The organism is Leifsonia aquatica (genome assembly GCF_014190775.1).
Taxonomy (GTDB): Bacteria; Actinomycetota; Actinomycetes; order Actinomycetales; family Microbacteriaceae; genus Leifsonia; species Leifsonia aquatica.
Genome location: NZ_JACHVP010000004.1, coordinates 211,527 through 222,612 on the forward strand (window position 1 = coordinate 211,527; position 11,086 = coordinate 222,612).

The 11,086-nt window shown below is 72.6% G+C and carries 8 protein-coding genes; 7 read left to right on the forward strand and 1 reads right to left on the reverse strand.

Annotated elements, in window-relative coordinates; translation table 11 throughout:
* Positions 1-44: 44 nt before the first annotated feature.
* The 3 genes from FHX33_RS17055 to FHX33_RS17065 all read left to right on the forward strand — a co-directional run bounded on the left by FHX33_RS17055 (position 45) and on the right by FHX33_RS17065 (position 3,189).
* Positions 45-992, forward strand: coding sequence for a GlxA family transcriptional regulator (locus FHX33_RS17055; protein ID WP_179701138.1), 948 nt, complete (start codon positions 45-47; stop codon positions 990-992).
* Positions 993-1,215: 223 nt separating this feature from the next.
* Positions 1,216-2,214 (forward strand): type I glyceraldehyde-3-phosphate dehydrogenase, encoded by a 999-nt coding sequence (gap, locus tag FHX33_RS17060; RefSeq protein WP_021765174.1) that lies wholly within the window; start codon positions 1,216-1,218, stop codon positions 2,212-2,214.
* 69 nt (positions 2,215-2,283) lie between these two features.
* The gene (locus tag FHX33_RS17065) at positions 2,284-3,189 is read left to right on the forward strand and encodes an aminoglycoside phosphotransferase family protein (protein ID WP_338092044.1); all 906 of its coding nucleotides are present in this window, start codon (positions 2,284-2,286) and stop codon (positions 3,187-3,189) included.
* Positions 3,190-3,267: 78 nt separating this feature from the next.
* Here the strand turns inward: FHX33_RS17065 and FHX33_RS17070 are convergent, their stop codons facing one another.
* A complete protein-coding gene (locus FHX33_RS17070) occupies positions 3,268-5,463 on the reverse strand; it encodes a DEAD/DEAH box helicase (protein ID WP_183428765.1) in 2,196 nt (731 codons plus the stop codon).
* 263 nt (positions 5,464-5,726) lie between these two features.
* Here FHX33_RS17070 and FHX33_RS17075 point away from each other — a divergent pair, with 263 nt between their 5' ends.
* The 4 genes from FHX33_RS17075 (at position 5,727) to FHX33_RS17090 (ending at position 10,971) form a co-directional block, all read left to right on the forward strand.
* Entirely contained in the window at positions 5,727-7,190 is a 1,464-nt protein-coding gene (locus FHX33_RS17075) for a phytoene desaturase family protein (protein ID WP_021764215.1), read from the forward strand.
* A 4-nt stretch (positions 7,191-7,194) separates the two neighbouring features.
* The gene (locus FHX33_RS17080) at positions 7,195-7,653 is read left to right on the forward strand and encodes an SRPBCC family protein (RefSeq protein ID WP_183428766.1); all 459 of its coding nucleotides are present in this window, start codon (positions 7,195-7,197) and stop codon (positions 7,651-7,653) included.
* A gap of 27 nt (positions 7,654-7,680) precedes the next feature.
* On the forward strand, positions 7,681-8,514 hold the full coding sequence (locus FHX33_RS17085; protein ID WP_021764574.1) for a hypothetical protein: 834 nt from the start codon (positions 7,681-7,683) through the stop codon (positions 8,512-8,514).
* 63 nt (positions 8,515-8,577) lie between these two features.
* Complete coding sequence (locus FHX33_RS17090; protein WP_021764573.1) at positions 8,578-10,971, forward strand: ATP-binding cassette domain-containing protein; 2,394 nt, start codon at positions 8,578-8,580, stop codon at positions 10,969-10,971.
* The last annotated feature ends 115 nt before the right edge of the window (positions 10,972-11,086 follow it).

An 11,086-nucleotide genomic window follows, 5' to 3' on the forward strand; every position in this document is an offset into this window, starting at 1 on the left:
CTCCGGCGCGCGGGCGTCTCCTCGAGCCCGCGGAAGGAGCTCCGATGACCGCCCGGGACCACCGCGTCGCCGTCCTCGTGCTGGAGGGCGCGAAGCCGCTCGACGTCGGCATCCCGTCGCAGGTGTTCGCGCACCGGCCGAGCATGCCGTACGAGGTGCGCGTCTGCGGCGCGGAGCCGGGGCTCGTCACCGGAGGCGACGGGCTCTCGTACCACGTGGCCGAAGGGCTGGACGCGCTCGAGCGCGCCGACACGGTCTTCGTCCCGGGATACCGCGAACCGGCGAGTACGGAGCCTCCCGCCGCCGTCGTCGCAGCCCTCCGCCGCGCGCACGAGCGCGGTGCCCGCCTGGCCGCGATCTCCACCGGCGCCTTCGCCCTCGCGGCCACCGGACTGCTCGACGGCCGCCGGGCGACCACGCACTGGCACTACACGCGGGCCCTCGCCGAACGGCATCCCCTCATCCGCGTGGACGAGAACGTGCTGTTCGTCGACGAGGGCGACGTGCTGACGTCGGCGGGCGCCGCCTCCGGGATCGACCTCTGCCTGCACCTGGTGCGCCGGGACCACGGGGTCGGCCTGTCCAACCACGTCGCGCGGCGGCTCGTCGCCGCGCCGTACCGCAGCGGCGGCCAGGCGCAGTACGTGCCGCGCAGTGTGCCGGAGCCACTCGGCGACCTGTTCGCCGAGACGCGCGAGTGGGCGCTGGGACGACTCGGGGGACCGCTCACCCTGGCCGAGCTCGCGCGCAACGCGAACGTCTCGGAGCGCACCTTCTCGCGGCGCTTCGTCGAGGACACCGGCTACACGCCGATGCAGTGGGTGCTCCGCGCGCGCGTCGACCTGGCACGGGAGCTGCTGGAGCGCAGCGACCTCGGCGTCGAGCAGATCGCGCACCGGGTCGGGCTCGGGACGGGATCGAACCTGCGCCTGCACTTCCACCGCATCCTGGGCACCTCCCCGACGGAGTACCGCCACACCTTCTCGGCCTGACGCCGACCGCCGAGTACGCAAATTGTCTGCGTACTCGGCGGTTTCTGCCCGACTTTCTGCGTACTCGAGGGTTTGGGCGGGTCGCGCGGCGCTGGCGGGATCCTCGCGAGGGGTGGCACACACACTGGCGCGATGCTTGCGTGCGCTGTCGTGGGAGCCACTTTCGGGTCTGTGCGGGGCGACGGAGCATGGATGGCGGACCGGGAACGAAAGGAACCACCCCATGACCCGCATCGCCATCAACGGCTTCGGCCGCATCGGCCGCAACACCCTCCGCGCCCTCCTCGAGCGCGACACCGACCTCGAGGTCGTCGCCGTCAACGATCTGACCGCGCCCGACGCCCTCGCCCAGCTGCTCCGCTTCGACAGCTCCCTCGGCCGCCTCGGCCGCACGGTCGAGGTCGACGGCAGCACCCTCGTCGTCGACGGGCAGCGCATCGAGGTGCTCGCCGAGCGCGACCCCGAGAACCTGCCGTGGGCCGACCTCGGCGTCGAGATCGTGCTGGAGGCCACCGGCCGCTTCACCTCCGCCGACGCGGCCCGCGCGCACCTCCGCGCCGGCGCGAAGCGCGTGCTCGTGAGCGCCCCCTCCGACGGCGCCGACGTGACGCTCGCCTACGGCGTGAACACCGACGAGTACGACCCGGCGTCGCACACCATCGTCTCCAACGCCTCCTGCACCACGAACGCCCTCGCGCCGCTCGCCAAGGTGCTCGACGACCTCGCCGGCATCGAGCACGGCTTCATGACCACCGTGCACGCCTACACGCAGGAGCAGAACCTGCAGGACGGCCCGCACCGCGACCCGCGCCGTGCCCGTGCCGCCGGCGTGAACATCGTGCCGACCACGACCGGCGCCGCCAAGGCGATCGGCCTCGTGCTCCCCGGCCTCGACGGCAAGCTGTCGGGCGACTCCATCCGCGTGCCCGTGCCGGTCGGCTCCATCGTCGAGCTCAACACGACCGTCGCGCGCGAGGTCACCCGCGACGAGGTGCTCGCCGCCTACCGCGCCGCTGCCGAGGGGCCGCTCGCCGGCATCCTCGAGTACTCGGAGGACCCGCTGGTGTCGAGCGACATCACCGGCCAGCCGGCGTCGTCGATCTTCGACTCGGCGCTCACCCGCGTCGACGGAAAGCACGTGAAGGTCGTCGCCTGGTACGACAACGAGTGGGGCTTCTCCAACCGCGTGGTGGACACCCTCACCCTGCTCGCCCGGTCCTGAGCCCGGGTTCGCCCGCGAGAGGAGAGCGGCACCTCCCCTCTCGCGGGCGTGTCTGTTAGCGTCGAGCGCGTGAATCAGAGCTCGACCCCTGTTGCGGACATCTCCGCCGACGCCGACCTGGTCGGCCGGATGATCGCCGAGCAGCACCCGGATCTCGCCGGGCCGCTCCGGCTCGTCTCCGACGGCTGGGACAACCGCATCTTCCGCCTCGGCGACGACTTCGCGGTCCGCGTGCCGCGCCGGGAGGTGGCGGCGCACCTGATCGAGCACGAGCAGCAGGTGCTCGGCGCGATCGCCGAGCGGGTCGCGGTGCCCGTCCCCGCGCCCGTCCGCGTCGGAGTGCCGAGCGCGATCTTCCCGTGGCCCTGGAGCATCATCCGGTGGCTGGAGGGCATCGACGGCGCCTCGGTCGACGCACCCGCCCGGGCCGTGATCGCCGAGCCGCTCGCGGCCTTCGTGCGCGCTCTGCACATCCCCGCGCCCGCCGATGCCCCGGTCAACCCCGTGCGCGGCGTCCCGCTCGCCACGCGCGACGCGGCCGTCCGCGAGCGCATCGCCCTGCTCGCCGCCCGCCGCGACACGACCGCGCTCACCGCGGCGTGGGAGGACGCGCTGGCCGCACCCGTCTGGGACGGCCCGGCGCTCTGGCTGCACGGCGACCTCCACCCCGGCAACCTCGTGCTCCACTCACCCGACGGCACGGCGGAGGGCGTGGACGGACTCGCCGCTGTCATCGACTTCGGCGACGTGACGGCCGGCGATCCCGCGACCGACCTGGCGACGGCCTGGCTCACCTTCGACGGCCCGGCGCGGGAGGCGTTCCGCGCCGCGTTCGACGACTCCGTCGACGACGCGACCTGGCGGCGCGCCCGCGGTTGGGCGGTCACCATGGGCACGGCCCTCGCCGCCCACTCGGACGACAACCCCCGCATGGGCGGGATCGGCCGGCACGCGCTCGCGCAGCTGGCCGGCTGAGACCGCGTCCGGTTCCGCGCACGCAGAAGCCCCCGCCCGCTGTGCAGCGGACGGGGGCTTCGTGGTGCGAGCGGTCGCTTACGCCTCGGCGGCGGCGAGCGCGCCAGCCTGCGCGAGGTCGGTGAGCAGCTGGTCGCCCGGGATCGCGGGGACGAAGTCCGCCTCGATCTCGGCGCGGTCGAGCAGCTCGTTCATGCGGCGCTGACGCTGGCGCGGGATGAGCGTGACGACCGTGCCCTGCTTGCCGGCGCGGCCGGTGCGGCCCGAGCGGTGCAGATAGGTCTTGTACTCGTCCGGGGCGTCGGCCTGGATGACCAGGTCGATGTCGTCGACGTGGATGCCGCGGGCGGCGACGTCGGTCGCGACCAGCACGTTCACGCGGCCGCTGGTGAGCTGCGCGAGGTTGCGGGTGCGGCGGGACTGGTTGAGGTCGCCGTGCAGGCTGACGGCGGGGATCCCGGCGTCGTCGAGCTGGTCGGCGAGCATCTCGGCGAACGCGCGGGTGCGGGCGAAGATCAGCGTCTTGCCCTCGCGGTCGGCGAGCTGCTCGATGATGGCGGGCTTGTCGCGGTGCTCGATGACGAGCACGCGGTGGTCGATCGTCGAGGACGCCTGGTCCTCGCCGGCGACCTCGTGCACGGCGGGCTCGACGAGGAACTCGTCGACGAGCTGGGCGACGCCCTTGTCGAGGGTCGCCGAGAAGAGCAGCTTCTGGCCACCTTCCGACGTCTCGCGCAGGATGCGCTGCACCGGCTCCAGGAAGCCGAGGTCGCACATGTGGTCGGCCTCGTCGAGGACGGTGATGACGACCTCGCTGAGGTCGAGACGACCCTGCTCGAGGAGGTCCTCGATGCGGCCCGGGGTGCCGATCACGATGTCGACGCCGCGCTGCAGCGCGCCGACCTGACGGCCCTGGGGCACGCCGCCGTAGATCTGCGTGGTGAAGAGGCCGACGCTGCGGGCGATGGGCTGCACGGTGCGATCGATCTGGAGGGCGAGCTCGCGGGTCGGGGCCAGGATCAGCGCGCGCGGGGCACGGCCGATCTGACGCTTGCCGCCGGCCTTGCCCGACTCGGCCCAGAGCGCCATGAGGCGCTCGACCATGGGGGCGCCGAACGCGATGGTCTTGCCGGAGCCGGTGCGGCCTCGGCCGAGCACGTCCTTGCCGGAGAGCACATCGGGCGCGGTCGCGGCCTGGATCGGGAACGGCTTGTCGGCGCCCAGCTCGGCGAGCGCACGCACGACGTTACCGCCGAAGCCCAGGTCGGCGAAGGTCACGCCGTCGACGTCCGCGGCCTGGATGGCCTCGGCCTCGAGGCGCTCGAGCACGACGTCGTCCTGCGCGTTGAACGACGGCTTGTCGTCGCGCGACGGGTAGAAGGAGGAGTCGCGGCGCGGGCGGTCGTCGTGGTCGCGACGCGGGGCACGGTCGCCACGGTCGTCGAACGAACGACGGGGACGGTCGTCGCTGTCGCGACGGGGAGCGCGGTCGCCACGGTCCTCGATGGAGCGGCGGGGACGGTCGGAGAAGTCGCGGCGCGGGCGGTCGTCGTTGTCGCGACGCGGGGCACGGTCGCCACGGTCGTCGAACGAACGACGCGGACGGTCGTCGGCGTCACGGCGCGGACGCTCGGGACGGCTGCCACGGTCGTCGAAGGAGCGACGCGGACGGTCGTCGCTGTCACGACGCGGGGCACGATCGCCACGGTCGTCGAACGAACGACGGGGACGGTCATCGTCGCGACGCGGGGCGCGGTCGCCACGGTCGTCGAACGAACGGCGCGGGCGATCGTCGTTGTCACGACGCGGAGCGCGGTCGTCGAAGGAGCGACGCGGGCGGTCGTCGTAGTCACGACGCGGGGCACGATCGCCACGGTCGTCGAACGAACGACGGGGACGGTCGTCGTCGCGACGCGGACGGTCGGCGCGGTCGTCGAACGAGCGGCGGGGGCGCTCGTCGGCGTCGCGACGGGGGCGCTCATCGCGACCGGCGCGGCCGCGGCTGTCCCACTCGCGCTCGGTGCGGCGCGCGTCCTTGCCGCGGGGCTCCCAGTTCGGGCGCTCGCTGCGGCCGCGGCCGGCGGCGTCGGAGCTGCCGCCACGGGTGCCGTAGACGGCACGGCCGCGCTCGGCGCTGCCGCCACGGGTGGCGCGGTCCTCGGCGGTCCAGCGGGCCTTCTTGCCGGCGGTCTGCTCCTCGGCGCGGTAGCCGCGGTGCTTGGGGCTCTTGCTGCCGACCTGCTTGGGTCGGTCGTTCTTCTTGTACGGGGGCATGCGTGATTCTTCCTGGGTTATCTCAGGTGCGCGGCGGCACGCAGAAGCGCACCGGGGAATCCCCGTCGAACATCGTCCGGGGCCGTTCACATCGTGATTGTCCGCACCGCTGATCGGGTGCAGAACCGGCCCGCTTGACTTACAAACCCATCCGCGCGACATGCGCGGTGTCAAGAGCCGACCTCCCAACGATACAGGACGCAGGCTGTGAAGCGGCTGCCGATCCCGGAACCCGTTTGGAGGGCACGGGGTATACAGGAGGTATGCCCTCCGCCTCCTCGCTCGACGCCGTCGTGATCGGCTCCGGCCCCAACGGGCTGTCGGCCGCCGTCACCCTCGCCCGCGCGGGCCTGTCGGTGCGGGTGTACGAGCGGAACGCCACCGCCGGCGGCGGGATGCGCACGGAGGAGATCACGCTCCCCGGCTTCCGGCACGACATCTGCTCGGCGGTGCACCCGCTGGCGTTCGCGTCCGGCTTCTTCCGCCGGTTCGAGCTGGAGAAGCGGGTGCGGTTCGTCACCCCGACCGCGTCGTACGCCCATCCCCTGGACGGCGGCCGCGCCGCGGTGGCGTACCGCGACATCGAGCGCACGGCCGACGCACTCGGCCGCGACGGAGCGGCCTGGCGCGCACTCATCGGACCGCTGGCCCGGCACGCGGACGAGGTGGCGCAGTTCACCGGTTCGGCGATCGTCGGCCTCCCGCGCCATCCCCTCGTCGCCGCCCGGCTCGGGGCGACCGCGCTGCTCCAGGGCGGTCCCTGGTGGAACCTGCCCTTCCGCACCGAGGAGCCGGGGGCGCTGCTGACGGGCGCGTTCGCGCACACGACCCTCGCGCTCCCGAGCGTGGCAGGTGCCGCCGCGGGCCTGACGCTCGCCGCCTACGGCCACGCACGCGGCTGGCCCGTGCCCATCGGCGGTTCGCAGAGCATCGCCGACGCCCTGGTCGCGGATCTGGAGGCGCACGGCGGCGAGCTCGTCACCGGCACCGAGGTCACGAGCCTGGCCGACCTCCCGGAGTCGCGCATCGTCGTCTTCGACACGCACGTGCGTGCGGCCGCCCGGCTCGGCGAAGACCGGCTCGCGCCCTCCTACCAGCGCAGCGTCTCCCGCTTCCGCAGCGGGAATGGCGTCTGCAAGGTCGATTTCGCGCTCTCGGGGCCGGTGCCGTGGGCGAACCCCGAGCTCAACGAGACCGCGACGGTGCACGTGGGTGGCACCCGCGCCGCCGTCGCCCGCTCCGAGCGCGAGGTGGCGCGCGGCGCGATCGGCGACGACCCGTACGTGCTCGTCTCGCAGCCGTCGCTCTTCGACGACACCCGCGCCCCCGCGGGCAAGCATGTCCTCTGGGCGTACACGCACGTCCCGCACGGCTCCGCTGCTGACCGGACCGAGGCCGTCATCCGACAGCTCGAGCGCTTCGCGCCGGGCTTCCGCGACCTCATCCTGGCCAGCACCTCCCGGACCGCCGATCAGATGGAGTTGTACAACCCCAACTACCTCGGCGGCGACATCTCCACCGGGATGCCCGACCTGCGCCAGCTGATCGTCCGGCCCGTCCTCTCCCCCGACCCGTGGCGCATGCCCGGTCGCGGGCTCTATCTCGCGTCGGCGTCCGCCGCCCCCGGACCGGGTGTGCACGGACTCGGCGGGTACTACGCGGCGCGCAGTGCGCTGCGCCACGAATTCGGTGTGACCCACATGCCGTCTCTCGCCCCCGAGGAGTGACGACATGTCCGTGACCGTCCGACGATTCCGCTGCACGCCCGACCAGGTCTTCGCCGTGCTCGCCGACCCCTGGGTGTACCCGAGCTGGGTGGTCGGAGCGTCGCGCATGCGCGCGGCCGACGACACCTACCCGGCGGCCGGCTCCAAGCTGCACCACTCCATCGGGGTCTGGCCGTTCGTGCTGAACGACGAGACCCGCGTGGACGAGTGGGATCCGCCGCGCCGGATGGTCCTGCAGGCCAAGACGCGCCCGGTCGGCGAGGAGCGGGTCGTGATCGACGTGCGCCCGCACCGCGACGGCTGCCTCGTGCGCATGGAGGAGCATCCCGTCGCCGGCCCGGCCCGGCTGATCCCCGCGCCCCTCGCGGACGTCGCGCTGCACGTGCGCAACCGCGAGTCGCTGCGCCGGCTGGAGTGGGCGGCGCGGGGATGGCGGAGCGCGGGACCGGGCATACTGGCCTGAACAGCGGTCGGGGGATCGGGGGATGGGATGCGTCGGATCGTCGGCGCCGTGCTGCTGAGCACGGCACTCGTCACGGGACTGTCGGGATGCGTCGGGCCTCTCGGCTCGACGAACGGGGATGCCCGTGCCCACGACGCCGCACGGCACGAAGCCGACCGCGTCGCCGCCGCCATCGACGACGCACGTCCACGCAACGTCCTGGCCTCCGACTTCGCCTACAGCTACTCTGACGCGTCGGATTCCTGGAGCTCGTCTCGCGTGGGCGAGTTCACCTCCGACCTCACGAGCGAGGCGATCGCATGGGACGGCATGACCAGGGATCCCGGCGGTGCGCGGTTCGTCCTCCGGATCTCGGCGCACGTGCCCGCGCACTCCTCCTCGAGCTTCGGCGGCGCGAGCTGGTCGGAGGGCGTGTGGTCGGGATGCTACGCGTTCCAGGTCTTCGCGTTCTTCGAGTGGCGGCCGACCGGGGTCGACGAGGTCGGCTGCCTCCCGTCACCGCCGTCGCCGCCTCCCTCCCCCGCCCCCGTCCCCGCGTTGCCCGACGACACCGAGACGCGCCTCACGGCGGTCCTCTCCGCGGCGACGCGGGCCGGCCTCGCGAACGACCTCGAGAAGGCGTTCCCCGACGGGTCCGTCCGGTCGGACGAGGTCACGGGTGCGCGGCTGACCCGCGACTCCGGAGCGGAAGGGGACGTACTCGGCGCCGCAGTCGGCATCGCGGGCACGAAGGACTGCCTCGTGGGCACGCGGGATGCTGACGGCACCGTCCACGTCCGGCATCCGCAGAACGTGACCCTGGAGCCCGGCGAGGCGGGTTGCACGCTGTCTAACGCGCTGCATCCCGTCACCACGCACTGAGCGCCGCTGTGGGCGTCGGTCCCAGGCGCTAGCGTGGGTGGCGCCGGACCGAGGGAGAGATCGATGAGCACGCCCACCACGCCTGTCGGAGACACGCGCATCGCCGACACGCACGTCGCCGACTCGCACGACCTGCTGCGGGTGCAGGGCGCCCGCGAGAACAACCTCAAGGACATCAGCGTCGACCTGCCGAAGCGGCGGCTCACCGTCTTCACGGGCGTCTCCGGCTCGGGCAAGAGCTCGCTGGTGTTCGGGACGATCGCGGCCGAGTCGCAGCGGATGATCAACGAGACCTACAGCGCGTTCGTGCAGGGGTTCATGCCGTCGCTGGCCCGGCCCGACGTGGATGTGCTGGAGGGGCTGACGACCGCGATCATCGTCGACCAGGAGCGGCTGGGCGCCAACGCGCGCTCGACGGTCGGCACGGTGACGGACGTCAACGCGATGCTGCGCATCCTGTTCAGCCGCCTGGGGCAGCCGCACGTCGGGTCGCCGCAGGCCTTCTCGTTCAACGTCGCGTCGGTGCACGGCGATCGCGCGGTCACGATCGAGCGCGGCACCGGCAAGGAGGCGGCGGGCAGCTTCACCCTCACCGGCGGGATGTGCCCGCGCTGCGAGGGGATGGGGACGGTCAACGAGATCGACCTCGCGGAGCTGTTCGACGAGACGAAGTCGCTCGCCGAGGGCGCCATCACCATCCCCGGCTACACGGCCGACGGCTGGGCGGTGCGGCAGTACGCCGAGTCCGGGTTCCTGGACGCGTCCAAGCCGATCCGCGACTACACCGAGACCGAGCGCAACGACTTCCTCTACAAGGAGCCGACGAAGGTCAAGATCTCGGGCATCAACCTGACCTTCGAGGGCCTGGTGCCCAAGATCCAGAAGTCGTTCCTCTCCAAGGACCGCGACGCGCTGCAGCCGCACATCCGCGCCTTCGTCGACCGGGCCGTGGCCTTCACCGTCTGCCCGGACTGCGGCGGCACCCGGCTGAACGAGGGCGCCCGCTCCTCCCGCATCGATGGCGTGAACATCGCCGACGCGTGCGCCATGCAGATCAGCGATCTGGCGGAGTGGGTGCGGGGCATCCAGGATCCGACGGTGGCGCCGCTGCTGGCGAACCTGCGGCACACGCTCGACTCGTTCGTCGAGATCGGCCTCGGCTACCTGTCGCTCGATCGGCCCTCCGGCACGCTCTCGGGCGGGGAGGCCCAGAGAACCAAGATGATCCGGCACCTGGGGTCGTCCCTCACCGACGTCACGTACGTCTTCGACGAGCCGACGATCGGGCTGCATCCGCACGACATCCAGAAGATGAACGAACTGCTGCTTCGCCTGCGCGACAAGGGCAACACCGTGCTCGTGGTGGAGCACAAGCCCGAGGCGATCGCGATCGCCGACCACGTGGTCGATCTCGGACCGCGCGCCGGCACCGCGGGCGGAACGATCTGCTTCGAGGGCACCGTCGAGGGGCTGCGCGCGAGCGGCACCCTCACCGGCCGCCACCTCGACGACCGTGCCGCGGTCAAGGAGGCGGTGCGCACGCCGTCGGGTGCGCTCGCGGTGCGCGGCGCGACCGCGAACAACCTGCACGACGTGGATGTGGACATCCCCCTCGGCGTCCTGGTCGTCGTGACCGGGGTCGCGGGGTCGGGCAAGAGCTCGCTCATCCACGGGTCGGTGTCGTCGCAGGAGGACGTCGTCTCGATCGACCAGGGCGCGATCCGCGGGTCGCGGCGCAGCAACCCGGCGACCTACACCGGGCTGCTCGAGCCGATCCGCAAGGCGTTCGCCAAGGCGAACGGCGTGAAGCCGGCGCTGTTCAGCGCGAACTCCGAGGGCGCATGCCCCACCTGCAACGGCGCCGGGATGATCTACACCGACCTCGGCGTGATGGCGAGCGTCGCCACCGTCTGCGAGGAGTGCGGCGGCAAGCGGTTCCAGGCGTCGGTGCTCGAGTACACGCTGGGCGGCAAGGACATCAGCGAGGTGCTCGCCATGCCGGTCACCGAGGCCCGCGAGTTCTTCGGTGCCGGGGAGGCGCGCACCCCCGCGGCCAGCGCCATCCTGGACCGGCTGGAGGATGTCGGCCTCGGCTACCTGAGCCTCGGCCAGCCGCTCACCACCCTCTCCGGCGGCGAGCGCCAGCGCCTCAAGCTGGCCACCCACCTGGGCGAGAAGGGCGGCGTGTACGTGCTCGACGAGCCGACCACCGGTCTGCACCTGGCCGACGTCGAGCAGCTCCTCGGCCTCCTGGACCGGCTGGTCGACTCCGGCAAGTCGGTGATCGTGATCGAGCACCACCAGGCTGTCATGGCGCACGCCGACTGGATCGTCGACCTCGGGCCGGGCGCCGGCCACGACGGCGGGCACGTCGTCTTCGAGGGCACCCCTGCCGATCTGATCGCCGCGCGCTCCACGCTGACCGGCGAGCACCTCGCCCGCTACGTCGGCGCGTGAGGGCGGCGGTCGCAACTAGTGGTCATGACATGCCGTCCGCGCACGTGCGCGCGCGGCATGTCGTGACCACCGGCTGCGTTTCGGGACAGTGAGCTGACGAACGCCGACGGCCCGG

Bases quoted from the DNA above. Each gene is read 5' to 3' on its own strand.
- FHX33_RS17055 (WP_179701138.1), top strand. From the start codon at position 45: ATGACCGCCCGGGACCACCGCGTCGCCGTCCTCGTGCTGGAGGGCGCG.
- FHX33_RS17075 (WP_021764215.1), top strand. From the start codon at position 5,727: ATGCCCTCCGCCTCCTCGCTCGACGCCGTCGTGATCGGCTCCGGCCCC.
- gap (WP_021765174.1), top strand. From the start codon at position 1,216: ATGACCCGCATCGCCATCAACGGCTTCGGCCGCATCGGCCGCAACACC.
- FHX33_RS17070 (WP_183428765.1), bottom strand. From the start codon at position 5,463: ATGCCCCCGTACAAGAAGAACGACCGACCCAAGCAGGTCGGCAGCAAG.
- FHX33_RS17090 (WP_021764573.1), top strand. From the start codon at position 8,578: ATGAGCACGCCCACCACGCCTGTCGGAGACACGCGCATCGCCGACACG.
- FHX33_RS17085 (WP_021764574.1), top strand. From the start codon at position 7,681: ATGCGTCGGATCGTCGGCGCCGTGCTGCTGAGCACGGCACTCGTCACG.
- FHX33_RS17080 (WP_183428766.1), top strand. From the start codon at position 7,195: ATGTCCGTGACCGTCCGACGATTCCGCTGCACGCCCGACCAGGTCTTC.